Here is a 25,196-nt window from a genome sequence, read left to right as displayed (position 1 = left end):
TGGGTCATCGGCTTGCGAGGGGGGCGAACGGTGATCCTGGCTATCGACTGGTCGGACTCGCGGTTCCTCACGCACCTGATCTCCGTGCCGCTGTTCACCGGCGTCATCGGGTACGTCACCAACTGGACCGGCGTGATCATGCTGTTCCAGCCGATGCGGTTCCACGGCATCCGGTGGCCGGGGCTGCGGTTCCTGTACCCCTACCTGCCGAGGCGCGTGCAGGTCATCCCCGCGATCACGCACGACGGCCGGTTCGGCTGGCAGGGCATCATCCCGTCGCGGGTGTCCAAGATGGCCTCGATCTCCGTCGACAAGGCACTGCTCAAAGTGGGCAGCATCGGCGACTTCTACCGCGAGTTCGAACCGGACAAGATCGCCGACCACATCGCGGCGACCGCGCGCGAGGAGATCCGCGGCGTGGTCGAACGGATCATGGAACGCGAGCACCCGCGGCTGTGGCACGACCTGCCGCCGGTGATCAAGTCGGCGGTGCACGCCAGGATCCAGCGGCGGCTGCCGGTGATCGTGCGCGGCCTCACCGACCAGCTCGGCGAGCACATCGAGCAGCTCATCGACGCGAAGCTGCTGGTGATCCGGCACTTCGAGGAGCACCCGGAGCTGATGAACGACATGCTCCGCGAGGTGGGCCGCAAGGAGCTGCGGTTCATGCAGAACTTCGGGTTCTACTTCGGTTTCCCGGCAGGCATCGGGCTGGTGTTCCTGCTGGAGGCGCTGCCGTACTGGTGGGTGCTGCCGCTCGGCGGCGCGGTGATCGGCTGGGTCGCCAACTGGATCGGCATCAAGATGATCTTCGAGCCGGTGTTCCCGAGACGCGTCGGCCCGTTCCGGTTCCACGGGCTGTTCCTGCGGCGGCAGCCGGAGGTGAGCGATGTGATGGCCAAGATCATCTCCGACGACGTCATCAACATGAAGAACATCGGCGACGAACTGCTGTTCGGCCCGCGCTCGGACCGCACGCGGCAGATGCTGGAGACCTCGCTGCGGCCCGCGGTGGACGACGCGATCGGGTTCGCGCGGTCGGCGGTGCGGGTCGGCATCGGCACCGAGCGGTACGACCGGATCCGCGACGCGGTGGCGCACGAGGCCGTGGAGTTCGCGTCGGTCTTCGGCGACACGGAGTTCGGCAGGCAGCAGGCGGGCAAGATCAGGGCGTTCGTCGCGCGGCAGATGCGGCAGCTGCGGTATGACGAGTTCAACGAACTGCTGCGGTCGGCCATCAAACAGGACGAGTGGCTGTTGTTCGTGCACGGCGGAGTGCTCGGCGTCGGCGCCGGGCTCATCCATCTGGCGATCTTCGGGGTGTGAGATGGCTTCTTCATGGGGACTGCTGCGGATAGCCGCGAACGCGGGACTGTCCACCGCGCAGTGGGTCGTGCAGACTTCCGTCCACACGGGACAGCGGGTGGTGCGCGGGCTGGCGGCCGGTGAGCCACCGGTGAAGATCGCACAGGACCTCGGCGCGGAGCTGCGTGCCGCGGCGCAGTCGGTGCTGGGCGTGCAGCCCGCGCCGGACGAACACGACGCCTCCACGGCCGAGTTGCGGGCGCGAGGGGCGGAGTTGCTGCGCCGGTCATCGGACGTGCACTTCGTGGAGGACACCCATCCCGCGTACGAACGAATCCTGGGCGAGCTCACCCCGGACGAGGCGCGCATGCTGCGCTTCCTCTTCCGCGAGGGCCCGCAGCCGATGGTCGACGTGCGGACCAACCGTCCACTGGGGATCGGCTCGGAACTGATCGAGGCCGGGTTGTCGATGGTCGGGCGGCTGGCCGGCGTTCGGCGCCTCGACCGGACGAACGCCTACTTGAACAACCTGTTCCGGTTGGGGTTGGTCTGGTATTCGCGGGAAGAGGTCGAACCGGAGCGGTACCAGGTGGTGGAGGTCCAGCCAGAGGTTCAGGAGGCCATCGCCCGGGCCGGTCGTGCCGGGAAGACCATTCGACGCAGCATTCACCTGACCCCGTTCGGTGAGGACTTCTGCCGCACCTGTCTGCCCATGGACTGAGCGTTCGTTTCTCGCCGGGTTGGGAAATGCCGAAGGGCCCTGAGCGCTTTCGCGCCCAGGGCCCTTCGGAACAGCTGGCTACCTACCGTGGCTGGATCAGAAGTCCATGCCGCCGGTGGGGTCGCCGCCGCCCGCGGGGGCCGCGGACTTCTCCGGCTTGTCCGCGACGACAGCCTCGGTCGTCAGGAACAGCGCGGCGATCGACGCGGCGTTCTGCAGCGCCGAGCGGGTGACCTTGGTCGGGTCCGGCACGCCGGCCGCGAGCAGGTCCTCGTACTCGCCCGTGGCGGCGTTCAGGCCGTGGCCCTGCGGCAGGCCCTTGACCTTCTCCACCACGACGCCACCCTCGTGGCCCGCGTTCACAGCGATCTGCTTCAGCGGGGCCTCGACGGCCACCTTGACGATGTTGGCACCGGTCGCCTCGTCGCCCGTGAGCTTGAGGCCCGCGAAGGCCTCCTCGGCGGCCTGGAGCAGCGCGACGCCGCCACCGGCGACGATGCCCTCCTCGACGGCAGCCTTGGCGTTGCGCACCGCGTCCTCGATGCGGTGCTTGCGCTCCTTCAGCTCGACCTCGGTCGCGGCGCCGGCCTTGATCACCGCAACACCGCCGGCCAGCTTGGCCAGGCGCTCCTGCAGCTTCTCGCGGTCGTAGTCCGAGTCCGAGTTCGCGATGTCGTTGCGGATCTGGTTGACGCGGCCCTGGATCTGCTCGGCGTCACCCGCACCCTCGACGATCGTGGTCTCGTCCTTGGTCACGACGACCTTGCGGGCACGGCCCAGCAGCGAGATGTCGGCGTTCTCCAGCTTGAGGCCCACGTCCTCGGAGATGACCTGGCCACCGGTCAGGGTGGCGATGTCCTGCAGGATCGCCTTGCGGCGGTCGCCGAAGCCCGGAGCCTTGACGGCGACGGACTTGAAGGTGCCGCGGATCTTGTTGACCACCAGGGTCGCCAGGGCCTCGCCCTCGACGTCCTCGGCGATGATCAGCAGCGGCTTCGACGCCTGCATGACCTTCTCCAGCACCGGGAGCAGGTCCTTGACGGCGGAGATCTTCGAGCCGAACAGCAGGATGTACGGGTCCTCGAGGGTCGCCTCCTGGCGCTCCGGGTCGGTCACGAAGTAACCGGCCAGGTAACCCTTGTCGAAGCGCATGCCCTCGGTGAGCTCCAGCTCCATACCGAGTGCGTTGCTCTCCTCGACGGTGACGACGCCTTCCTTGCCGACCTTGTCCAGCGCCTCGGCGATGAGCTCGCCGATCGTGGTGTCAGCGGCGGAGATCGACGCGGTCGCGGCGATCTGCTCCTTGGTCTCGACCTCGCGCGACATCTTGTGCAGCTGCTCGGTGATGGCCTCGACGGCCTGCTCGATGCCGCGCTTCAGCGACAGCGGGTCGGCGCCCGCCGCGACGTTGCGCAGGCCCTCGCGCACAAGCGCCTGGGCGAGCACGGTCGCGGTCGTGGTGCCGTCACCGGCGACGTCGTCGGTCTTCTTGGCGACCTCCTTGACGAGCTCGGCCCCGATCTTCTCCCACGGGTCCTCGAGCTCGATCTCCTTGGCGATGGAGACACCATCGTTGGTGATGGTGGGCGCGCCCCACTTCTTCTCGAGCACGACGTTGCGGCCACGGGGGCCGAGCGTCACCTTGACGGCGTCGGCGAGGATGTTCAGGCCCCGCTCGAGACCGCGGCGCGCCTCCTCGTCGAAAGCGATCAACTTGGCCATTGCGGTGTAAGTCCTCCGTTTGGAAGTTCACGTCCGTGGCCAGGCTCGGTGCCCGCGACGGACGACCGGAGACTCCCGGCCTCACCGTCCCGACCTCGTTTTGGCACTCGGAAGTACAGAGTGCCAACTCCGTGTTTAGCACTCTCCCCGCCCGAGTGCAAGAAGACCAGGTCAGCGACCGGACGTCTCGGCGGAGCCGGAGTCCTCGGATTCGGAGTCGCTGTCGGAGTCGTTCGAGGAGTCGCCGTCGCCCACCTTGATGGACGGGACGCTCTTCTTCGTGGTCGTGGTCTCCTGCTGGTCGCCGGGACCCGACGGCTGGTCGCCGGAGTTGAAGAAGAGGATGGCCGCCACGATCAGGCCGATCGCGACGATCCCGACGAGCACGGGCGCGATCCACCGGTTGCCGCCCGAGGAGTCCGACGACGTGAACGCCGTGCTCGCGGCGGCCGGTGCCGGCGGGCGCAGCCGCACCGGGTCGGCCGACGACATGGCAGGCCGCTGGTACCCGCCGGGCGGGGTGGTCTGTGGTTGCTGCGGCCGGTAGGGCGTGGTCTGCTGCGGGCGCTGCTGTTGCTGGGCAGGCGCGGGCCGCTGGCCGGGTCCCTGCCCGGGCCCCTGTCCCTGGCCGGGTCCCTGCCCGTGTCCCACCGGCACGGCGGGCGGGCGGCGCACCGGCTGCGACAGGGCCCGCCGGGCGGCGGCGATCAGCTCGCGGCAGGTGGCGTACCGGTCCGCCGGCCGCTTCGCCATGCCGCGGCGGATCACCTCGTCGATACCGGCGGGCAGCGACGGCACCACCTCGGTGAGCGACGGCGGTTCGCGGTTCAGGTGGCCCTGGATGACCTCGGGCACCGCGCCCTGGAACGGCGGCCGCCCGGACAGGCACGCGAACAGCACACAGGCCAGCGAGTAGGCGTCGGTGCGCGCGTCCACCGGCTCGCCGCGCAGGTGCTCCGGCGCGGCGTAGGTGGGTGAGCCGAGGAAGTCGCCGCCACGCGTGCGGTGGCCGGTGGCGCCGCGGCGGGTCAGGCCGAAGTCCGCGACGTAGATGTGCTCGGCGGCCGACTCGCGGCTCGTGACGAGCACGTTGGCGGGCTTGACGTCCAGGTGGACCAGACCACGCTCGTGCAGGTTGTCCAGCGCCTCGGCGACCTGCGACAGCAGCGCGACCGCGCGGTCCGGCTCGAGCCGCTCGTTCTTGATCAACGACGCGAGGTCGGACCCGTCGACGAGCCGCATGGCGATGTAGAGCAGGCCGTCGACCTCACCGAAGTCGTACAGCGGCACCACGTTCGCGTGGTCGATGGCCGAGGTGTTGCGTGCCTCGTCGACGAACCGCTCCCGGAACTCCGGGTCCTCGGTGAGGTGTTCCGCGATGACCTTGAGCGCGACCTTCCGGCCGAGGCGGATGTCCGTGGCGCGGTACATCACGCTCATGCCGCCCTTGCCGAGCACACCGTCGATCCGGTAGTGCCCCAGGCGACGCCCGGTGAGGTCCTCCGCCACCACTCATCCATTCATTCGTCGTCGGGTGGAAGCCTAACGTCCGGCGTGTGAGGCCCGCGCAGGGTTGGGCGTATCCGTCATCGACCGTTGCCGGGTGCCCCCAGCACCGCGCCCATCGCCCGCGGGTTGCGGGTCTGAATCAGCAACTGACCAGGCCCGGCGAAGTCCAGCAGCAGACCCTCCCCGGTCCGCACGGCCTGCGGCATCGACTGGCTCACCGCGCGCAGCCGCGACTGGGTCAGCTCGGAGTACGCGAGCAGGTAGGCGGGGTCGACCGTGATCAACTCGCCCTGGTCGAGGGTCACCACGTCGAGGGTGCCGCACGCCGACAGCACCAGCGCGCCGACGCCGGACACGTGCTCGACGAACCCCGTCTCCGCCCCGAACAGGTTGCGGAACCCGCTCCACTGCGGGTCGGTGCGCACGGTCGACGGCGCGGCGAGCCAGCAGCCGCGCGACACGCACCAGCCGTTCACGCCGTCCAGCTCGAGGGTGTACACGTCGCCGGGCAGCGCGGGCGCGACGTCCACCCAGCCGCCCTCGGCAGGCGCGGTGAACACGGCCCTCGCCGATCTGCTGCGCGACCCGCCCCGCGCCCGGACGTCCACGACGACGCCGTAGCTCGTCGCGATCATCGAGGCGTAGTCGGCCTGGACCGCCTCACCTGGCGCCAGCAACAGCCTGGCGACGCCGAACGCCGGGGTGTGCCGCGTGCGGACCTGCACCGTGCCCTCCGTGATCGTGAACCGGTCGGGGTGCAGTCTGGCACGCACGTTCTGTCAGCGGGCAGGATGCGGGGCGTGGCCAACACTCCGCTCTCCGCTCCGATCTCCGTGGCCGACTACCGCGCACGGGTCGCCGCGCTGATCCCGCCAACGCCGGTGACCCTGCGTCCCGTGCTGGACTGCGTCGGCCTGGTGCTCGCAGAGGACCTGCCGTCGCCGGTGTCGCTGCCGCCGTTCGACAACTCCGCCATGGACGGCTACGCGGTCCGCGCCGAGGACGTGGCGGACGCGGAGCGGCACGCCGCGGTCGCGCTGCCCGTACCGGTCGACATCCCGGCGGGCCGGACCGACATCGTGCCGCTGCTGCCGCACACCGCGCACCGGATCATGACCGGCGCGCCGGTCCCGCCCGGCGCGGACGCGGTGGTCAGGGTCGAGGACACCGACGGCGGCGAGCAGCGGGTGGCCGTGCGGGCACCCGTCGCGCCGGGCACGCACATCCGCCGGACCGGCGAGGACGTCACCGAGGGCGACACGGTCCTGCGCGCGGGCACGGTCCTCGGTGCGCCGCAGCTGGGGCTCGCGGCCGCGATCGGGCTGGCCGAGCTGCCGGTGCGCAGGCCGGTCCGCGTGCTGGTGCTGTCGACCGGTTCCGAGCTGGTCGCGCCGGGGAACCCGTTGCTGCACGGCCAGATCTACGAGTCGAACAGCCTGATGCTGGCCGCTGCCGTGCGGGAGATCGGCGGCGAGCCGATCGTGCTGCGGTTCGTGCCCGACGACGTCGAGGCGTTCCACGCGACCATCGCCGAGCACATCGACCACGTGGACCTGCTGATCACCTCCGGCGGGGTGAGCGCGGGCGCGTACGAGGTGGTCAAGGACGCGCTGACCGGCCAGGGCGTGGACTTCGTGCGGGTCGCCGTGCAGCCGGGCGGGCCGCAGGGGTCCGGGGTGTTCAAGGGCCTGCCGGTCGTGACGCTGCCCGGCAACCCCGTGAGTGCCGCCCTGTCGTTCGAGCTGTTCGTGCGGCCCGCGCTGCTCGCCGCGATGGGCCACGAGGTGATCCGCAGGCCGAGGGTCCGGGTGCGGTCGGCGGCCGAGCTGCGGTCGCCGTCGGCGCGGCGGCAGTACCGGCGCGGCCACGTCGAGGATGGCGTCGTTACTCCGGTCGGCGGACCCGGCTCTCATCTGCTCGCGTCGTTCGCCGCGTCGAACTGCCTCATCGAGGTGCCCGAGAACGCCGAGGTGATCGCGGAGGGTGACCTCGTGGACGTGCTGCTCCTCGGCGGCGCGACGTAGGCTCGGTCCCGTGGGGTTCATCGCGTGGATCGTGTTCGGGGCCATCGTCGGCTGGGTCGCCAACGTCGTCGTCGGCGGGAAGTACCGGCGGCCGCAGGGTTGCCTGGTCAGCATCATCGTCGGCGTCGTGGGAGCGGCGCTCGGCGGACTGCTCTACCGGGCGTTCACCGGCCAGGAGAAGACCTGGGACTTCGATCTTCCGAGCATGGGTGTGGCGGCCCTCGGCGCGATCGTGCTCCTGGCCGTGCTGCAGCTGGTCCAGGCGATCGCGCGCAGGTCATCCGGCAACCGTCCGTAACCGGAGACGCACTTTCGGCTATTGCTCACTTCGAGTGCCCGGGCATACACTGCCGGTGCGCTCATGAAAGCTTGGCCCAGCCGGCCGGCTCGTGCACGTCGTCGGGGGGTGCACGGTCGGCCGGTGCGGGTCTCCCCTGAGGTCACCCTCCGCGACCGGCGTAGCGTGGTGCGTACAGAACCGCACCCGTTTGCGAGGAATGTCCCGGTTGATGACCGAATCCAAAGAAGGCCCCGATTCGGGCCGACTCGCCCACCTCATGGCCCTGACCAGGAGTGTCGTACCACCGATGCACCCGGCAGGCCGCCCGTTCGCGCTCGGCGCCGCCGGTGCCGCGTTCCTGCTGCGCCGCCTGTCCCGGCGACTCGGCGTGGTCGGCTTCGTGCTGGCCGGCGCCGTCGCCTGGTTCTTCCGCGAGCCCAAGCGCGTCTCCCCCACCCGCCCCGGCCTGGTCGTGGCCGCCGCCGACGGTGCCGTGTCGCACGTCGTGCTGGCCGAGCCACCGCCCGAGCTGGACCTGCCCGCCGGTGAACGCCTGCGGATCTCGGTGTTCCTGTCCGTGTTCGACGTGCACGTCCAGCGCGCGCCGGTGTCCGGTGTCGTCACCCGCGCGGTGTACAAGCCGGGCAAGTTCCTCTCCGCCGACCTGGACAAGGCCAGCGAGGACAACGAGCGCAACTCGCTGCTGCTCACCACCGACCACGGCCCAGGAGGCACCGAGGTCGTGGTCGTGCAGATCGCCGGGCTGATCGCACGGCGGATCGTGTGCCAGGTCACGGAGGGTGAGAAGGTCACCGTCGGCGACACCTACGGGCTGATCCGCTTCGGCTCGCGGGTGGACATCTACGTCCCGGTCGACTCGAAGGTGCTGGTCGAGCCGGGCCAGCGCACCATCGGTGGCGAGACCGTCCTCGCCGAACTGCCGGAGGGCTGAGTGGCAGGCCGCGTCGTGGGCCGTGCGTCCGCGGGTGTTCGGGTGCTGCCGAACGCCATCACCGTGCTGGCCATGTGCGCGGGCCTCTCCGCGGTCCAGTTCGCGCTGGCCAAGCAGTTCCAGGCGGCGATCGCGGCCATCGCGGTCGCCGCGGTGCTCGACAGCCTCGACGGCCGCATCGCGCGCCTGCTCGACGCCACCAGCAAGATGGGCGCCGAGCTGGACTCGCTCGCCGACGCGATCTCGTTCGGCGTCGCGCCCGCGCTCGTGCTGTACGTGTGGCAGTTCCAGGGCAACAGAGTCGGCTGGGTCGTCACGCTGGTGTTCGCGGTGTGCATCATCCTTCGGCTCGCGCGGTTCAACACGCTGCTCGACGACACCGAACAACCGCCGTACGCCAGGGAGTTCTTCGTCGGCGTACCCGCGCCCGCCGGTGGTCTGTCGGCGCTGCTGCCGCTGATCCTGACGCTGCAGATCGGCCGCGACGGCTGGTGGAACACCGACGCCGTGGTGATGGTGTGGACGGTCGCGATCGCCGCGCTGCTGATCAGCCGCATCCCGACGCTGTCGCTCAAGACGATCAAGGTGCCCGCGAAGGCGGTCGCGCCGCTGCTGGTGCTCACCGGACTGCTCGCCGCGGCCGTGATCACCTACCCGATGCTGGCGCTGGCCGCGGCGCTGCTGGTGTACCTGCTGCACATCCCGTACGCGGTGCGCCGCAACCACTGGCTCGCCAACCACCCCGAGGCGTGGGAGGTGCCGCCGAAGGAACGGCGCGCCATCCGCCGCGCCCACGGTGCGGGACGGCGGCTCGGGCTGCGGCCGCCGATGCGGCGGGTCGCGGGCGCCGCCCGCGCGGCGTGGTCGCGCCGCGGCGGCGACAACAACGTGCGCTCGGTGGCGCTGCCCACCGACGCGACCCGCATGCGCCGCGGCGCGGTGCGCGGCCGCAACTGGCGGCGGATCGGCCTGCGGCGCAACCAGTCCAGGCCACCCACCAGCAGGCGCGACGACCAGTAGCGCCGTTCGCTCCCGCAAGCTCCGCTCAGCGGCACTGTTCGCTCCGCAAGCTCCGCTCAGCATCACTGTTCGCTCCGCAAGCTCCGCTCAGCGGCACTGTTCGCTCCGCAAGCTCCGCTCAGCGGCACTGTTCGCTCCGCAAGCTCCGCTCAGTAATGTCTGACCCATGCCAGAGATCACGCTCACCGTCCGGCTGTCCCCGTCGGCGCTCGACTCGCGGCGCGGGGTGGTGCGGCTGCACCCGGAGGTGCTGGACGCGCTGGGCCTCGAACCGTGGGCGGGTGTGCGGCTGACCGGCGCCCGGGTGAGCGCCGCGCTGGCCGCCGAGGGCGACGGCCCGCCCGGCGTGGTGCTGCTCGACGACATCACGATGTCGAACATCGGCGTGACCGAGGGCGGCGAGGTCGTCGTGGCCCCCGCCGAGGTGGCGCCCGCCCGGACCCTGACGCTGTCCGGGTCCCGTCTCGCGGCGGCGTCGCTGTCGCCGGAGACCGTGCGCCTCGCGCTGACCGGCAAGATCCTGACCGTCGGCGACGCGGTGTCCCTGCTGCCGCAGGACCTGGCGCCCGCGCCGGGCTCCGACGTGACCGCGGTGCGCGGCACCCTGTCCCGCGCGATCGGCATGACGTGGACGAACGAGCTGCTGACCGTCACCGCGAGCGAGCCATCGGGTGCGGTCGCCGTCCATCCGTCCACTGTGGTCGGCTGGCGCGACGGTGCCCGCACGGGTGAGCCCGCGGCCGCGGCGGCGCTGGCGGGCCCCGGTGGTTCGGTGGTGCTGCCGGAGCCGCAGCAGGTGGACGTGGATCCGGTCGTGGTGCCGTCGGCGGCCCCGCCGCCGGTGTGCGACCTCATCGGCGCGAAGGACGCGACGGACCGGCTGACGGAGTGGTTCGACCTGGCGTTCAAGCGGCCGGAGCTGCTGACCGCGCTCGGTACGACCGCGCAGCTCGGCGTGCTGCTGACCGGCCCGGAAGGGGTCGGCAAGGCGACGGTGGTGCGCTCGGTGGCGCACGCGGCGGAGGCCGAGGTCGTGGAGCTGGCGGCACCGACGCTGGCCGCGCTCGAACCGAACGCGGGCGCGGCGAGGCTGTCGGCGGCGATCGAGTCGGCGACGTCCCGCACCCCGGCGGTGCTGTTGCTCACCGACATCGACGCCCTGCTGCCCGCCACCAGTCCCCCGCCGATCGCGACGGTGGTGATCGAGACGCTGCGCGCGGCGGTGCGCAACCCGGGCTTCGCGGTGGTGGCGACCTCCGCGCACCCGGAGGCGGTCGACCCGCGCGTGCGGGGGGTGGACCTGCTGGACCGTTCGGTGTCGGTGCCGCTGCCGGACGCGCGCACCAGGGTGGACCTGCTGCGCGTACTGCTGCGCGACGTGCCGGTCGAGTCCGATGTGGACTTCGGGGTGTTGTCGGAACGCACCCCGGGCTTCGTGGCGGCGGACCTGATCGCCCTGCGCCGCGAGGCCGCGGTCCGGGCAGCGGTCCGGGCAGCGGCCGCGATCACCTTCGCGGACCTGACGGACGCCCTGTCCACGGTCCGCCCGACCTCGCTGTCCACTTCGGACAACCTGCAGACCGGTGGCCTGACGCTCGACCAGGTCGGCGACATGAAGGAGGTCAAGCAGTCGCTCGAGGAGACGGTGCTGTGGCCACTGCGGTACCCGGACTCGTTCGCGCGGTTGGGGGTGGAGCCGCCGAGGGGCGTGCTGCTGTACGGGCCGCCGGGGTGCGGCAAGACGTTCCTGGTGCGGGCGCTGGCGGGAACAGGTCAGCTGAACGTGATCGCGGTCAAGGGCGCCGAGCTGATGGACAAGTGGGTCGGCGAGTCCGAGCGTGCCGTGCGTGAGCTGTTCCGCCGGGCGGCGGAGGCGGCACCGGCGATGGTGTTCCTGGACGAGGTCGACGCGTTGGCGCCACGACGCGGCCAGTCGTCGGACTCCGGGGTGGCCGACCGAGTGGTGGCCGCGCTGCTGACCGAACTGGACGGCGTGGAACCCATGCGCGACGTGGTGGTCCTCGGCGCGACGAACCGCCCGGAGCTGATCGACCCGGCGCTGCTGCGGCCGGGCCGCCTGGAGCGCCTGGTGTACGTGCCACCGCCGGACGCGGACGCCCGCACGGACATCCTGAAGGCAGCGGCGCGCAACACACCGCTGGCGCCGGACGTGAACCTGGCGGAGCTGGCGGCATCCCTGGACGGCTACTCGGCGGCGGACTGCGCCGCGCTGGTCCGGGAGGCGGCGCTGACGGCGATGCGCGAGTCGCTGGAAGCGGCGGAGGTGACGGCGGCGCACGTGGCGAGGGCCCGCGACTCGGTGCGGGCAAGCCTGGATCCGGCACAGCTGGCGTCACTGGAGGCGTACGCGAAGTCCCGCTGACCCAGGACCTCGCGAGTCCGGCCCACAAGTCGCGCCGGTCGGACTCGCGGGTCAGCCTTCGTTCTTGCCGTCGCCGTCGTTGTCGGCGTAGTCGTTGGTCACCACGACGATCACGCTCGGCGGGAGGTCGGCCAGCGTGTCGATGCGGGGCTCGACCGCCAGGCCGAACGCCGACGCCAGCGCTCGCGCCGCGGCTTCCTCATCCGTGCCGGGGCGGTAGAACACCGTCGTCTCCGGCAGGTTGCTCGCCGAGTAGTTGCCGACCTCCACGACCTGCCAGCCGTTCGCCTTCAGGTCGTCGCCCGCGGTGGCGGCCAGACCCTTGATCTTGCTGTTGTTCAGCACCCGCACCGGGACCGACTTCTCGGGCTCACCGTTGCCGTCGCCCGGCGGGCGGGTCTGCGTCGTCGTGGTGGTGGTCGTGGGCGACGAGGATGATGTCGTCGGCGGCACGGACTTCGACGTCGACGCGGACGACGGCGGGTTGCCGGGCGGTACGGAGGAACTAGTCGTCGTCGTGGGCTCGGGCGGGCGTTCCTCGCCGCCGTCGGCGCGGCCGTCGCCGTTGCTGCCGAACATGGTGATCAGGCCGATGATCAGGGCGATCGTCGCCACGCCGAGCAGCGCGACGCCCGCGACCCGCAGTGGGCGCGTCGAACCGGATTCGGGCGAGGTCATTGCCGCTCGGCACCCAGCCTCGGCGCCATGCGTGCGCGCTGCCTGCCGGACCGCAGCCTGCGCAGCCGCTTGACCAGCATCGGGTCGGCCTCGAGCGCCTCGCTCTTGTCGATCAGCCGGTTGACCAGCTGGTAGTACCGCGTGGGCGACATGTCGAACAGCTCACGGATCGCCTGTTCCTTGGCGCCCGCGTACTTCCACCACTGGCGCTCGAACGCGAGGATCTCCCGCTCGCGTTGCGTCAGCTCACCGGCTGCGGGCAGGCCTCCAGCGGGCTCTGCCGGCAACTCCGCGGCGTCCATCTGGCTCCTCGCCACCAGGTCGGTCCTCAACGGAATCACACGCGTGTGATTTCCGGGTGCCATTACATCACGCTACCGCTGTCCCCGCCGGGACAACGCACCCGGTTTGGCTACAGTTCGGCCATGGCCGTTCACCCCATCCGGATCGCCGGCGACCCCGTGCTGCACCACCCCGTCCGCAAGATCGACAAGTTCGACGACGAGCTGCGCACGCTGGTCGACGACATGTTCGAGACCATGGCGGCAGCCCGCGGTGTCGGCCTCGCGGCCAACCAGATCGGCATCGACCTGCGCGTGTTCGTGTACGACTGCCCCGACGACGAGGGCGTGCGGCACCGCGGCGTGATCGTGAACCCCGTGCTCGACACCTCCGAGCGGCCCGAGACCATGCCCGACCCGGACAAGGACCTCGAGGGCTGCCTGTCCGTGCCGGGCGAGTCGTTCCCGACCGGCCGCGCGCAGTGGGCCAAGGTCACCGGGCAGGACCTCGACGGCGAACAGATCGAGGTCGAGGGCACCGGCTACTTCGCGCGCTGCCTGCAGCACGAGACCGACCACCTCGACGGCTTCCTGTACCTGAGCCGCCTCGTCGGCCGGTACGGCAGGGAGTCGAAACGCATGCTCAAGCGCAACGACTGGGGCAGGCCGGGCCTGTCCTGGAACCCGGCCGAGGAGGACGAGCCCGAGGTCTAGCGTCGGGGCCATGGACCTCGACGTCGACCGGATCGCCCGCGCCGCAACGGAAATCGACCCGCTCTTCCGGAACACCCCGCAGTACGTCGACGACCAGCTGAGCGCGCGGCTCGGCAAGCGCGTGCTGACGAAGGTCGAGACGCTGAACCCGCTGCGCAGCTTCAAGGGCCGCGGCGCCGACTTCGCGATCGCGGCGCTCCCCTCGGGTTCGACGGTCGTGTGCTCGTCGACCGGCGGGAACTTCGGGCAGGCCGTCGGCTACGTGGCCCGGCGCCGCGGGCTGCGCGCGGAGGTGTTCGTACCGGCCGCGACGTCCCCGGTGAAGCTCGCGCGGATGACCGCGACCGGCGCGGTCGTGCACCGGGTCGACGGTGACGCGAAGGCGGCCGCGGTGACGTACGCGGCGGACGATCCGAGCCGCCTGTACCTGAGCGACGGCGTCGACCCCGCGATCGCCGAGGGCGCGGGCACGGTCGGTGTCGAGCTGGCGGCGGAGTCGTTCGACACGGTCGTGGTCCAGGTCGGCGACGGCGCGCTGATCAGCGGAATCGCGTGCTGGCTCAAGGAAAAGCGGCCGGACGTGCGGGTCGTGGGCGTCGCCGCGGCGGCCGCGCCCGCGCTGGTGGAGAGCTGGCGCCGCGGCGAGGTGGTGGCGGTGCCGCAGGAGAACGCGTTCGCGGCCGGGATCACGATCAGCCGGCCGGAGCCCGTTGCGGTGACGCGGTTGCGCGCGCTGGTCGACGACATGGTGCTCGTGACCGACGACGAACTCCGCGCGGCCATGGCACTGGCCGCCGAAACCCTGGGCGTGCTGCTGGAACCGGCGGGCGCGGCGGGGCTGGCCGCGCTGTCGCACGTCGACGCCGGGTCGGTCGCGACGGTGCTCACCGGCGCGAACGCGGACGTCCGCTGAGGGCGAACGCGGAACAAACACGAACCGGCGCACAGTTCGTAGTACGTGCAACGGTGTAATTGGCGGTGAGTGCATGTCCGACGAGCTTGACCCCTACTCGCGCACGGTGAGCGAGGTGGCCAGGACCCTGACTCCCCACGTGGCGAGCGTGTCGCTGCCCCGCGGCGGCGGGTCGGCGGTGGTCGTCACGGAAGAGGGGCACCTGCTGACGAACGCCCACGTGGTCGGCGGCTCGTCGAGCGGGGAGGCGACCTACTCCGACGGCGAGGAGTCCCTGTTCGACGTGATCGGCTCGGACGCGCTGTCGGACCTCGCGGTGCTCCACGCACGCACGGCCCCGGCCCCGGCCGAGCTGGGCAACGCCGATGACCTGGTCGTCGGCCAGCTGGTCGTCGCGGTCGGTTCGCCGCTGGGCCTGTCGGGTTCGGTGACGGCGGGCGTGGTGAGCGCACTGGGCCGGTCGCTGCCGGTGCGGCAGGGGCAGGCGGCACGGGTGATCGAGGACGTCATCCAGACCGACGCCGCGCTGAACCCGGGCAACTCGGGTGGCGCGCTGGCGGACTCGCACGGCCGGGTCGTCGGGATCAACACGGCGGTCGCGGGTTTCGGCCTCGGCCTCGCGGTCCCGATCAACCCGACGACCAGGCGGATCATCGACACCCTGATGGTCGAGGGCCGGGTGCGGCGGGCGTACCTCGGCGTGGTCGGCATGCCCGCGCCACTGCCGGACGACGTCGCCGAGCGCACGGGCCAGCGCGCCGGTCTTCGGGTGATCGAGGTCGTGACGGGCGGGCCCGCGGACCGCGCCGGGCTGCGGAAGGGCGACCTGATCCTGACCGTGGCACGCGAGCAGATCCGTGACGCACAAGGCATCCAGCGCAAGCTGTTCGCCGAGGTCATCGGCACCGACCTGGCGGTCACGGTGCTGCGCAACGGCGCGATGGTCGACGTGTACGCCCGGCCGACGGAGCTGACGATCGGCTGACCGGAACGCCGGCAACAGCGCGACACACTCATGAAAGGCGACGCGCGCCGGAACGCACCCCCCACCCTGTCCCGGGGGCGTCCCGCCTTGCCAGTCTACCAGTTGGGGTTCAGATTTCAAGGCCCCTGGGGCGAACTGTGGACAACCCACCCTGCTGTGGACAACTCCCCCCAAATCGGTTGGCGGTGTCGGTGGGCGGGCGCACGATGTCGCCATGACCACCACCGGACTGCTCGCCTTCCTCCTCGCCTCGTTCCTGCTCGCGATCGTGCCGGGCGTCGGGACCGCCATGCTCGTCAAGCAGTCCGTGCGCGGTGGCCGGCGGGCCGCGTTCGTGACCGTCGCCGGGCTCGAGACCGGGGTCGCCTTCTGGGCGCTCGCCGCCGGGCTCGGGCTGTCGGTGCTGCTCGTCGCGTCCGAGGTCGCCTACCAGGTACTCCGGGTCGCCGGGGTCGTCGTCCTCCTGTGGTTCGGGGCCAGAGCCCTGTTCGGGAAGCACCGCGAGACCGACACCCCGGCAACCGGCGGCTTCCGCGCGGGCCTGCTGGTCAACCTCGCCAACCCGAAGCTCGCCGTGTTCGCGATCTCGTTCCTGCCGCAGTTCGTCTCTCCCGGTGCCGGGCGGTGGGCACTGATCACGCTCGCCGTGCTCTGGGTCGTGATCGACACGCTCTGGTACCTCGTGATCGCCACCGTGATCACCGCCGCGGTCGGGTGGCTGCAACGGCATCGGGCCGCGATCGAGCGGTTATCCGGTGCCGTGCTGATCGGGCTCGGGGTGAAGCTCGCCCTGGACCGTTGAGCGACGCCACGGCAGCAGCGGCACCTCCAGCGGCAACGTCTCCAGCCCCGCCAGTTCCGCATACCTGCCCGCCAGCACCTGTGTTCTGACCTCGCGCAACTCGGCGACCGATGGCACCGCGCCCGCCACCACGAACGGCAACAGGAGCCGCCATGTCGACACCACCGCCTGCCGGTGCCACGTCGGTGCCCGCAGCGCCACCACCGCCGTGCGCAGTACGTGCTCGTGCGGGGTCGACGTCGCCAGCTCCCAGCGGGCTGACGACGCCGCAGCGCAGCCGACGCAGTCCGGAGCGCCCGCGGCCAGCTCACCGCCGCAGCCCTGGCAGCGCAGCTTCCGAAGTGCCCAGTCGACGCATGTCCACGGGTAGTCACCAGAGGGCGCGTCGGCCACCTGTTCGGGGTCCGGGTCCGGCAACAGGGTCCACGCGGACAGCCACGGGCCGTCGACGGCGCTCGCGCAACCCGGGCATGACGGGTAGCAGCGGCCCGTCAGGTCTCCGCAGGTCGCGCAGGGTTTTGCCGGCGCCGGGTGCGCGTACACGCCTGCACGTTATCGCCGTCGCGCGGATCTCGCCCTTGGCAGTGCCCCGAACAGCTGGTTATGGTCGTGCTCAGAGTCACCACAATTCAATCAACGCGGGAGCTCGCGCCTTGGCGGGCTGAGAGGGCAGATGGTGTCCAGTCACGGACCCGGTTCTGCCGACCGCCTGAACCTGACCGGGTAATGCCGGCGTAGGGAGATCCACTGATGACCGCACTTGACGACCGTTCCGTGCGCCCCAGCGTGACCACCGGCCCCATCACGGGTTCCCGCAAGGTCTACCGCGACATCGACGGGACAGCCGGCATCCGGGTGCCGTTCCGCCGCGTGGACCTGACCAACGGGGAGCACATCGAGCTGTACGACACGTCCGGCCCGTACACCGACGACAACGCCACCATCGACGTCCACAGTGGACTTGCCCCGCTCCGCGCGAGCTGGATCGCCGGGCGGGAACCCGTCAACGGCGCCGTTTCCCAGCTGGCGTACGCGAAAGCGGGGATCATCACCGAGGAGATGCGGTACGTCGCCGCGCGCGAGGGCGTCGACGCGGAGTTCGTGCGGAACGAGGTCGCCATCGGGCGGGCCGTGATCCCGGTGAACCGCAGGCATCCCGAGGTCGAGCCGGCGATCATCGGCAAGAAGTTCCTCGTCAAGATCAACGCCAACATCGGCAACTCGGCCGTCTCGTCGTCCATCGAGGACGAGGTGGACAAGCTGGTGTGGGCGACCCGCTGGGGCGCCGACACGGTCATGGACCTGTCGACGGGCAAGCGCATCCACGAGACCCGCGAGTGGATCGTCCGCAACTCCCCGGTGCCGATCGGCACCGTGCCGATCTACCAGGCCCTCGAGAAGGTCAACGGCGACCCCGCCGCCCTCACGTGGGAGATCTACCGCGACACCGTGATCGAGCAGTGCGAGCAGGGCGTCGACTACATGACCGTGCACGCGGGAGTGTTGCTGCGGTACGTGCCGCTCACGGCCAAGCGGGTCACCGGGATCGTGTCGCGCGGCGGGTCGATCATGGCCGCCTGGTGCCTCGCGCACCACCGGGAGTCCTTCCTGTACACCAACTTCGTCGAGCTGTGCGAGATCCTCCGCGAATACGACGTGACGTTCTCGCTCGGTGACGGGCTGCGGCCGGGAAGCATCGCCGACGCCAACGACGCGGCCCAGTTCGCGGAGCTGCGCACACTCGGCGAGCTGACGCACATCGCGCGCGAGCACGACGTGCAGGTGATGATCGAAGGCCCCGGCCACGTGCCCATGCACAAGATCGCGGAGAACGTGCGCCTCGAGGAGGAGCTGTGCGGAGAGGCGCCGTTCTACACGCTCGGTCCACTCGCGACGGACATCGCGCCTGCCTACGACCACATCACGTCCGCGATCGGCGCCGCGCAGATCGGCTGGCTCGGCACCGCGATGCTCTGCTACGTCACGCCGAAGGAGCACCTCGGCCTGCCCAACCGCGACGACGTGAAGACCGGCGTGATCACCTACAAGATCGCCGCGCACTCCGCGGACCTCGCCAAGGGGCACCCGCGCGCGCAGGAGCGGGACGACGCGCTTTCCAAGGCCCGCTTCGAGTTCCGGTGGACCGACCAGTTCAACCTGTCGCTCGACCCGGACACGGCACGGTCGTTCCACGACGAGACCCTGCCCGCGGAACCCGCCAAGACCGCGCACTTCTGCTCCATGTGCGGGCCGAAGTTCTGCTCGATGCGCATCACGCAGGACGTCCGCAAGTACGCCGAGGAGCACGGGCTCACCGACATGGCGGCCATCGACGCGGGCATGGAGGAGATGTCCGACCGCTTCCACGAGCACGGCCGCCAGGTCTACCTGCCGGTGGTGGACTCATGAGCGGAGCTCGCGAAGCGCACGGATGACATGAGCGGAGCTTGCGGAGCGCACCGATGACACAGAACGCCACCCCACCCCGCGTCCTCACCATCGCCGGTTCCGACTCCGGCGGTGGTGCGGGGTTGCAGGCCGACCTCCGCACGTTCTTCGCGTGCGGAGTGCACGGCATGACCGCGGTCACCGCGGTCACCGTGCAGAACTCGCTCGGGGTCACCGGTGTCTCGGTGATCCCGCCCGAGGTCGTCGCGGCCCAGATCGAGACGGTCGCCGACGACATCGGCGTGCTGGCGGCGAAGACCGGGATGCTCGCCACCGCCGAGATCATCGCGGCGGTGGCGAAGGCGTGCGACCGGGTCCACATCGGACGGGACGGCCGGATCCCGTTCGTCGTGGACCCGGTGGCGGCGTCGATGCACGGCGACCCGCTGCTACGCGACGACGCGATGTCCGCGCTGCGCACCGAACTCTTCCCCCGTGCGACGCTCGTCACACCCAACCTCGACGAGGTGCGGCTGCTGATCGGCCACGACGTCCGCACGCACGCCGACGCCCGCGAGGCGGCGAAGGCGCTGCACGCGCTCGGTCCACAGTGGGCACTCGTCAAGGGCGGCCACATGCACGACGACCCGGAGTGCGTGGACGTGCTGTATGACGGCGAGACGTTCCTCGAACTGCCCGCGACCAGGATCGACACGATCCACACGCACGGCGGCGGCGACACGATGGCGTCGTCGATCGCCTCCGCGCTCGCCCGCGGCATGGCGGTGCCGGACGCGGTGCGGTTCGGCAAGTGGTTCGTGACCAACGCGGTGAAGCACGCGTATCCACTGGGTAGCGGTGTGGGTCCAGTGTCGGCGTTCTGGCGACTGCCCGACGACGGGGCGTTTAGTCTCTCTTGACGTGAATCCCCGGGACCGCGTACGCGCTCTTGTCGAGCACAAACGCTTCCAGCAGTTCATCATCTGGGTGATCGTCGTGAACGCGGTCACACTCGGCCTGGAGACCTCGCGGTCGGTGATGTCCGGGTTCGGCGGCCTGCTGCACGCCGTCGACCACGTGATCCTCGGCATCTTCGTGCTGGAACTGGTGCTGCGGCTCTACGCGCACGGCTGGCGGTTCTTCCGCGACCCGTGGAACGTGTTCGACTTCGTGATCGTCGCGATCTCGGTGATCCCCACGTCCGGGCCGTTCTCGGTGCTGCGGGCGCTGCGGATCCTGCGCGCGCTGCGGCTGATCTCCGCGGTGCCCGCGATGCGGCGCGTGGTGTCGGGCCTGCTCGCCGCGGTGCCGGGGATGGCGTCGATCGGCGCGCTGCTCGGGCTGATCATCTACGTGGCCGCGGTGATGGCCACGAAGCTGTTCGGCGCGATCTCGCCGCAGTACTTCGGCGACCTGGGCACCACGCTGTTCACCCTGTTCCAGACGATGACCGGCGAGGCGTGGCCGGACATCGCACGCGAGGTGATGGCGGCGGCGCCGTTCGCGTGGATCTTCTTCGTGATCTACATCCTGATCTCCAGCTTCGCGGTGCTGAACCTGTTCATCGCGGTGATCGTGAGCGGGATGGAGAAGACGGTGACGAACGACCTCGTCGAGGCGGAGGAGCAGCACGCGGCCGACCAGGCGGCGTCGGACGCGCTGATCCTGGAGGAGGTCAGGGCGTTGCGGCGGGAGATCGCGGAGCTGCGGGAGCAGCAGCGGGAGCGGACATGAGGGCACGCGCGAGGACTCTGGTCGAGCACAAGGGCTTCCAGCGGCTGGTGATCGTGCGTGGAGCATCTTCGACCTGCTGGAGGTCGGCGTCGCGCTGATCCCGGCGGTGGGTCCGCTGTCGGTGTTGCGCGCACTGCGGCTGGTGTCGGCGGTCCCGTCGATGCGGCAGGTGGTGAACTCGCTGTTCAGCGCCCTGTCCGGGATCGTGTCCATCCTCCTGCTGCTGATGCTGGTGCTGTACACGTCGTCGATCGCGGCGGTACAGATGTTCGGCGCGATCGCACCGGACGAGTTCGGGCACCTTGGCTCGTCGTCACCGACGATGTTCAAGGTGATGACGCAGGGCTGGCCGGAGGTCGCGGACCGGATCATCGCGGTCCGGCCGCTGGGCTGGCTGTTCTTCGTTGGCTACATCGTGCTGACCGGCTTCATCGTGCTGAACCTGCTGATCGCGGTGATCGTCAACGCGGCGGAACGCCAGATGGTGGAAGCCCAGGCAGCGAAGGAAGAACGCACGGACAAGGCGGTGCTGACGGAACTGACCGCGCTACGCGCCCAACTGACCCGCCTGGAAGACGAACTGCGCACCCGACGTTGCCGTCCGGGCCGCTGACCGGCCGGAACGCACACCTCAGCGCGGTGGGCTCGATGCCTGTGCCCAGAACCGTTGCGGTACCCGGCCCGCGCCGTGTGCCAGCCGTCCCGCCGTCACGCCGTGCCGCATCGCCGACGCCATGGCTTCCGGGTCCGTCGCGCGGGTGACCGCCGTTGCCAGCATCACGCCCGAGCAGCCGAGTTCCATCGCCAGGGCCGCGTCCGACGCGGTGCCGATGCCCGCGTCCAGGATCACCGGCACGCCTGCCCGCTTCACGATCAGCTCGATGTTGTGCGGGTTGCGGATCCCCAGGCCCGTGCCGATCGGCGAGCCGAGCGGCATCACCGCCGCGCAGCCGAGTTCCTCCAGCCGCAGCGCCAGCACCGGGTCGTCGTTCGTGTACGGCAGGACGGTGAAACCGTCGTCCACCAGCGTTGCCGCCGCTTCGAGGAGTTCGACCGGGTCGGGCAGCAGCGTGCGGTCGTCCGCGACGACCTCCAGCTTCACCCACGACGTGCCCAGTGCCTCGCGGGCCAGGCGCGCGGTGAGCACCGCCTCCCCCGCCGTGCGGCAGCCCGCCGTGTTCGGCAGCGGGTCGATTCCCAGGCGCTCCAGCACTTCCAGCACCCCGGTGCCGCCCTGGGTGTCCACGCGGCGGATGGACACCGTCGTCAGCTCGGTGCCCGACGCCGTCAGCGCACGCTCCAGCACCGCCAGGTTCGCGGCACCACCGGTGCCCATGATCAGGCGCGACGAGTACTGCCGGTCTCCGATGACCAGTGGGTCGTCCATGTCAGCCTCCCTGCACCGCGGTCAGGACCTCGACGTCGGCGTCGTCGGGCACCACCTTCGTGTCGTGCTCGGTCCGCACGACCACCTGGCCGTCGACCGCGACGGCCACGCCTTTGGCCGCAACCCCCAGTGCCGCGAGGAGTTCGGTCACCGTCGCGCCGTCGGGCACCTCGCGTTCCGTGCCGTTGACCCGTACGTTCATCTGCTCACCTCTCCAGTCGGGCGGGGTCCGCGGCCTTGATCTCCGCGGGCGGCTCCGCGCCCGCGGCCATGGCGCGGATCGCGTCCGCCGTGATCGGGGCCAGCAGCAGGCCGTTGCGGTGGTGTCCCGCCGCGACCAGCACCCCCGGTTCGAGCCTGCCGACCAGCGGGAGGTTGTCCCTGCTGCCGGCACGCAGTCCCGCCGCGGTCTCCGTCAGCTCGTACTCTGCGATGGCGGGCAGCACGCGTTCCCCGTAGACGAGCAGGTCACGCACTCCGCCCGCGGTGACCGCGGTGTCGAAGCCCGCCTCGTACTGCGTCGCGCCGAGCACGAGTTCGCCGTCCGCCCTCGGCACCAGGTAGATGGGCCTGGACTCGACGAACGCGCGCACGGTGTGCCGGGGTGGTGGCAGCGTGCCCGCCCGTGCGCGCAGGCGCAGGATCTCGCCCTTGACCGGCCGCACCGCCGACGCGAGCGCCGGGTGCAACCCGCTGCTCCACGCGCCCGCGGCGATGACCGCGGTGTCGCAGCGCAGCGTCGACCCGGCGAGTTCGACCGCACCGGACCGCACCGCCCGCACCGGTTCACGGAGGAACTCCACCCCGGCCTCGGCCGCGCTGGAAGTCAGGCGCCGCAACAGTTCCCGGTTGTCGACGGCGAGGTCACCCGGCACGCGGAGTCCGCTTCGGACACTGGGGCCGATGGTCGGCTCGACGCGGCGCAGCTCGCGGCCGGTGAGCCGGTCGACGGTTCTGCCCTGTCGCGCGAGGTAGTCGGCGACGATGTCGAGCTGCGCGGCGTCGGCGGCGTCGAACCCGGCGACGACCGTGCCCTCGGTGTACAGGTCGATGCCCAGGTCGGCGGCGAACCCCGGCCACGCCGCGAGGGAGGCGGCGCCGATGTCGAGCAGTTCCTCCTCACCGGGCCACGCCTCGGTGACCGGCGCGAGCATGCCGCCCGCGACCCACGACGCGCCGCGGGCGGGTGTGGGGTCGACGACCGTCACGTCGTGTCCGGACGCCAGCCGCCACGCGATGGACAGACCGATGACGCCACCGCCCACGACGACCACATTGTGACTCACAGCACACTCACGCTCCCTGCGCCGGCATGATCCGGATCAGGTTCGACGGTCGGGATCGGCAGATCCCCTCTCAGCCCAGTCCTCTGGACTCCCGTGCGGACCACCTCCACCGTATAGCGTGAACGGGTGCCTGGACTAGACGGAGACGCGATTCGGCGTCGGCTGGCGGACGCACGGCTGTACCTGTGCACCGGGAACCGCCCGGACCTGGCGGAGTTCGCGGACGCGGCGCTTGCCGGCGGCGTGGACGTGATCCAGCTGCGGGAGAAGGGCCTGGAGGCGCGCGAGGAGCTCGCGGCGCTCGAGGTGCTGGCGGCGGCGTGCGCGCGGCACGGGGCGCTGCTGTCGGTGAACGACCGCGCGGACGTCGCGCTCGGGGCGGGCGCGGACGTGCTGCACCTCGGGCAGGACGACCTGCCGGTCCCGTTGGCCCGCAGGATCATCGGCGAGGACGTGGTGATCGGCCGCTCCACGCACGACGAGGCCCAGGCGAAGGCGGCCGCCGACGAGGCGGGCGTGGACTACTTCTGCACGGGCCCGTGCTGGCCGACCCCGACGAAGCCCGGACGACCCGCGCCGGGCCTGGACCTGGTGCGCACGACGGCCGCGACGGGGACGGGCAGGCCGTGGTTCGCGATCGGCGGTATCGACGAGGCACGGCTGCCGGAGGTGCTGGCCGCCGGTGCGACGCGGGTGGTGGTGGTCCGCGCGATCACGGAGGCGGCGGACCCGCGAGCGGCGGCGTCCCGGTTGGCGGCGGCCCTGCGGGCGGCGACGTCTGGTTGACGCGGCTGATGCCCTGCAAGTCGCTTTCAGGACGCTCAATGCCCCGAAAGCGTGTTTCGGGGCATTGGCCGGTCGTGCACGAGGACAACCGGAGAGAACCAGCGGACGGGCCGGCAGGGTTCGGCCCGTCCGCTGGCGTGCACGGTCAGCCTGTGACGAGCGACAGGCCGTACGCGCTGAGTGCTTCGTTGATCTTCTGGTAGTACGTCGTTCCGCCGGTACGGCAGTTGCCGGAACCACCCGAGGTCAGGCCCTGGGCCTGGACTGTCGAGCCGGACGGGCTGCTCACCAGCGAACCGCCGGAGTCGCCCGGCTCCGCACACACGTTGGTGCGGAACGTCTGGTAGACGCAGCCCTGCTGGTAGCACACCGTCGCGTTGGTGGACGAGACGGAGCCGCAGTGCCAGCCGGTGGTGGAGCCGGAACGGCACACCGCCGCGCCGGTGCCCACGGCGCTCGAACCGGTGACGCGCACGTCACTGCCCGAGCTGTAGCGGTCGACCAGGCCCGTCTGCACCGCGGCGCTGGAGCTCACGGTGATGCGGCCGTAGTCGTTGGTGGGGAACGACGAACCGGACACACCGCCGATGGTGCCGCCGGAGCCGGACCACGTGCCACCGAGGTTGGTGCAGTGACCGGCGGTGATGACGTACCGGGCACTGCTGCTGCGGGCGTTGAAGCCCAGCGAGCAGCGCGAGCCGCTGCTGGTCCGGATCGCCTGGCCGCCGATCAGGTTCCAGAACGTCTGCGGCCGTTCGGTGACGTGCTCGAAGCTGACGTCCGCGCCGAGGCCCTTCGCCCAGCTCGTGGCCGCGGCGTCGTTGCCGTAGACGGAGACGACGACGGCGTTGGACGCCCCGTCGACTCGCCAGCCGGTGACCGACTTCGGCACGGCGGCACTGCCCTGTGCCAGCTTCGTCGCGACGGCGTTCAGTTCCGCCTCGCTGTGCTCGACCACGCGGGCCAGCGCACCGGAGGCCTTGACCTCGGCGACACGGCTCGCGTCGGCGACGTCCACCACCAGCTTGCCCGACTTGGCGTCGAACCGGCTGCCCGCGTAGTCGCTGCCCAGGGCGATTCGCAGGGTCTTGTCCTTCGACCAGGCCACGTTTTCCTGCTGGGACCGGACTTCGGCCTGTTGCGGGGTCAGGCCGAGGTCCCGTTGCAGCGCCGCCTGGATCTCACTCATGTCCGATGTGACCGGCACACTGTTGGCGGGCGTGGCGAAGGTCAGCGCCAGGCCCAGTGTGAGTAGTGCGGTGCTGCCCATGCGCACAAGGGTCGTGCGTTTCATCAGGGTTGCTCCCTCGTTTTCTTGCAGGGGAA

General features: G+C 70.9%; 26 protein-coding genes and 1 riboswitch. Of the genes, 16 read left to right on the top strand and 10 right to left on the bottom strand.

The genetic code is table 11. From position 1 onward, the window contains the following. The first annotated feature begins 30 nt into the window (after positions 1-30). Entirely contained in the window at positions 31-1,326 is a 1,296-nt protein-coding gene (locus FHR82_RS17590; protein ID WP_311771127.1) for a DUF445 domain-containing protein, read from the top strand. Position 1,327: 1 nt separating this feature from the next. Continuing rightward, on the top strand, positions 1,328-2,026 hold the full coding sequence (locus tag FHR82_RS17585; RefSeq protein WP_184811435.1) for an Abi-alpha family protein: 699 nt from the start codon (positions 1,328-1,330) through the stop codon (positions 2,024-2,026). Positions 2,027-2,122: 96 nt separating this feature from the next. Here the strand turns inward: FHR82_RS17585 and groL are convergent, their stop codons facing one another. The 3 genes from groL to FHR82_RS17570 all read right to left on the bottom strand — a co-directional run bounded on the left by groL (position 2,123) and on the right by FHR82_RS17570 (position 5,982). Further along, the gene (groL, locus tag FHR82_RS17580) at positions 2,123-3,748 is read right to left on the bottom strand and encodes a chaperonin GroEL (protein WP_184811434.1); all 1,626 of its coding nucleotides are present in this window, start codon (positions 3,746-3,748) and stop codon (positions 2,123-2,125) included. Between the two features lie 171 nt (positions 3,749-3,919). Continuing rightward, positions 3,920-5,257 carry a serine/threonine-protein kinase gene (locus FHR82_RS17575; protein WP_184811433.1) on the bottom strand — a complete coding sequence of 446 codons (1,338 nt, stop codon included), beginning with the start codon at positions 5,255-5,257 and terminating at the stop codon, positions 3,920-3,922. Between the two features lie 77 nt (positions 5,258-5,334). Next, positions 5,335-5,982: an AIM24 family protein gene (locus tag FHR82_RS17570; protein WP_184811588.1), complete on the bottom strand. Its 648-nt coding sequence runs from the start codon at positions 5,980-5,982 to the stop codon at positions 5,335-5,337. Positions 5,983-6,048: 66 nt separating this feature from the next. Here FHR82_RS17570 and moeA point away from each other — a divergent pair, with 66 nt between their 5' ends. The 5 genes from moeA to FHR82_RS17545 all read left to right on the top strand — a co-directional run bounded on the left by moeA (position 6,049) and on the right by FHR82_RS17545 (position 11,916). Next, positions 6,049-7,281, top strand: a complete 1,233-nt coding sequence (gene moeA, locus FHR82_RS17565; protein ID WP_184811432.1) for a molybdopterin molybdotransferase MoeA — start codon at positions 6,049-6,051, stop codon at positions 7,279-7,281. A 10-nt stretch (positions 7,282-7,291) separates the two neighbouring features. After that, complete coding sequence (locus tag FHR82_RS17560; RefSeq protein WP_184811431.1) at positions 7,292-7,579, top strand: GlsB/YeaQ/YmgE family stress response membrane protein; 288 nt, start codon at positions 7,292-7,294, stop codon at positions 7,577-7,579. Positions 7,580-7,790: 211 nt separating this feature from the next. Continuing rightward, positions 7,791-8,513 (top strand): phosphatidylserine decarboxylase, encoded by a 723-nt coding sequence (locus FHR82_RS17555; protein ID WP_184811430.1) that lies wholly within the window; start codon positions 7,791-7,793, stop codon positions 8,511-8,513. 72 nt (positions 8,514-8,585) lie between these two features. Beyond that, a complete protein-coding gene (pssA, locus tag FHR82_RS17550; RefSeq protein ID WP_221463975.1) occupies positions 8,586-9,533 on the top strand; it encodes a CDP-diacylglycerol--serine O-phosphatidyltransferase in 948 nt (315 codons plus the stop codon). 166 nt (positions 9,534-9,699) lie between these two features. After that, positions 9,700-11,916, top strand: a complete 2,217-nt coding sequence (locus FHR82_RS17545; RefSeq protein WP_184811429.1) for an AAA family ATPase — start codon at positions 9,700-9,702, stop codon at positions 11,914-11,916. Between the two features lie 51 nt (positions 11,917-11,967). Here FHR82_RS17545 and FHR82_RS17540 read toward each other — a convergent pair whose 3' ends face one another. Further along, positions 11,968-12,594: a LytR C-terminal domain-containing protein gene (locus tag FHR82_RS17540; protein WP_184811428.1), complete on the bottom strand. Its 627-nt coding sequence runs from the start codon at positions 12,592-12,594 to the stop codon at positions 11,968-11,970. Continuing rightward, a complete protein-coding gene (locus tag FHR82_RS17535; RefSeq protein WP_184811427.1) occupies positions 12,591-12,896 on the bottom strand; it encodes a DUF3263 domain-containing protein in 306 nt (101 codons plus the stop codon). Before FHR82_RS17535 ends, FHR82_RS17540 begins: the two co-directional genes overlap by 4 nt. A gap of 123 nt (positions 12,897-13,019) precedes the next feature. Between FHR82_RS17535 and FHR82_RS17530 the strand changes: the two genes are divergently transcribed. The 4 genes from FHR82_RS17530 to FHR82_RS17515 all read left to right on the top strand — a co-directional run bounded on the left by FHR82_RS17530 (position 13,020) and on the right by FHR82_RS17515 (position 16,289). After that, complete coding sequence (locus tag FHR82_RS17530) at positions 13,020-13,589, top strand: peptide deformylase (protein ID WP_184811426.1); 570 nt, start codon at positions 13,020-13,022, stop codon at positions 13,587-13,589. A 10-nt stretch (positions 13,590-13,599) separates the two neighbouring features. Then, a complete protein-coding gene (locus tag FHR82_RS17525) occupies positions 13,600-14,502 on the top strand; it encodes a threonine ammonia-lyase (protein ID WP_184811425.1) in 903 nt (300 codons plus the stop codon). Between the two features lie 73 nt (positions 14,503-14,575). Further along, the gene (locus FHR82_RS17520) at positions 14,576-15,487 is read left to right on the top strand and encodes a S1C family serine protease (RefSeq protein WP_184811424.1); all 912 of its coding nucleotides are present in this window, start codon (positions 14,576-14,578) and stop codon (positions 15,485-15,487) included. A gap of 214 nt (positions 15,488-15,701) precedes the next feature. Beyond that, the gene (locus tag FHR82_RS17515) at positions 15,702-16,289 is read left to right on the top strand and encodes a LysE family translocator (RefSeq protein ID WP_184811423.1); all 588 of its coding nucleotides are present in this window, start codon (positions 15,702-15,704) and stop codon (positions 16,287-16,289) included. On the opposite strand, the gene FHR82_RS17510 is transcribed toward FHR82_RS17515, so the two are convergent. After that, positions 16,236-16,832: a hypothetical protein gene (locus tag FHR82_RS17510; RefSeq protein ID WP_184811422.1), complete on the bottom strand. Its 597-nt coding sequence runs from the start codon at positions 16,830-16,832 to the stop codon at positions 16,236-16,238. The two genes, FHR82_RS17515 and FHR82_RS17510, sit on opposite strands and share 54 nt — an antisense overlap. Positions 16,833-17,039: 207 nt before the next feature. On the opposite strand from FHR82_RS17510, the gene thiC reads away from it, so the two are divergent. The 4 genes from thiC to FHR82_RS17490 all read left to right on the top strand — a co-directional run bounded on the left by thiC (position 17,040) and on the right by FHR82_RS17490 (position 21,024). Next, positions 17,040-18,698, top strand: a complete 1,659-nt coding sequence (gene thiC / locus FHR82_RS17505; RefSeq protein WP_184811421.1) for a phosphomethylpyrimidine synthase ThiC — start codon at positions 17,040-17,042, stop codon at positions 18,696-18,698. Positions 18,699-18,751: 53 nt separating this feature from the next. Next, a complete protein-coding gene (thiD, locus tag FHR82_RS17500; RefSeq protein ID WP_184811420.1) occupies positions 18,752-19,597 on the top strand; it encodes a bifunctional hydroxymethylpyrimidine kinase/phosphomethylpyrimidine kinase in 846 nt (281 codons plus the stop codon). Between the two features lies 1 nt (position 19,598). Then, positions 19,599-20,411: an ion transporter gene (locus tag FHR82_RS17495; RefSeq protein WP_184811419.1), complete on the top strand. Its 813-nt coding sequence runs from the start codon at positions 19,599-19,601 to the stop codon at positions 20,409-20,411. A 64-nt stretch (positions 20,412-20,475) separates the two neighbouring features. Continuing rightward, positions 20,476-21,024: an ion transporter gene (locus tag FHR82_RS17490; protein ID WP_512698863.1), complete on the top strand. Its 549-nt coding sequence runs from the start codon at positions 20,476-20,478 to the stop codon at positions 21,022-21,024. An 18-nt stretch (positions 21,025-21,042) separates the two neighbouring features. On the opposite strand, the gene FHR82_RS17485 is transcribed toward FHR82_RS17490, so the two are convergent. The 3 genes from FHR82_RS17485 to thiO form a co-directional block, all read right to left on the bottom strand. Then, positions 21,043-21,798: a thiazole synthase gene (locus FHR82_RS17485; protein ID WP_184811417.1), complete on the bottom strand. Its 756-nt coding sequence runs from the start codon at positions 21,796-21,798 to the stop codon at positions 21,043-21,045. A gap of 1 nt (position 21,799) precedes the next feature. Then, positions 21,800-22,000 carry a sulfur carrier protein ThiS gene (gene thiS / locus FHR82_RS17480; protein ID WP_184811416.1) on the bottom strand — a complete coding sequence of 67 codons (201 nt, stop codon included), beginning with the start codon at positions 21,998-22,000 and terminating at the stop codon, positions 21,800-21,802. Between the two features lie 4 nt (positions 22,001-22,004). Beyond that, positions 22,005-23,084: a glycine oxidase ThiO gene (gene thiO, locus FHR82_RS17475; protein ID WP_184811415.1), complete on the bottom strand. Its 1,080-nt coding sequence runs from the start codon at positions 23,082-23,084 to the stop codon at positions 22,005-22,007. Next, positions 23,081-23,189, bottom strand: a riboswitch (TPP riboswitch). It overlaps the preceding gene by 4 nt. Before the next feature lie 21 nt (positions 23,190-23,210). Between thiO and thiE the strand changes: the two genes are divergently transcribed. After that, positions 23,211-23,870, top strand: coding sequence for a thiamine phosphate synthase (gene thiE / locus FHR82_RS17470; protein ID WP_184811414.1), 660 nt, complete (start codon positions 23,211-23,213; stop codon positions 23,868-23,870). Positions 23,871-24,015: 145 nt separating this feature from the next. Here thiE and FHR82_RS17465 read toward each other — a convergent pair whose 3' ends face one another. Next, entirely contained in the window at positions 24,016-25,164 is a 1,149-nt protein-coding gene (locus FHR82_RS17465; protein ID WP_184811413.1) for a S1 family peptidase, read from the bottom strand. Between the last annotated feature and the right edge of the window lie 32 nt (positions 25,165-25,196).

It is taken from the genome of Actinophytocola algeriensis, from assembly GCF_014203735.1.
Taxonomy (GTDB): domain Bacteria; phylum Actinomycetota; class Actinomycetes; order Mycobacteriales; family Pseudonocardiaceae; genus Actinophytocola; species Actinophytocola algeriensis.
This window is presented reverse-complemented; position numbering and strand designations above follow the sequence as displayed.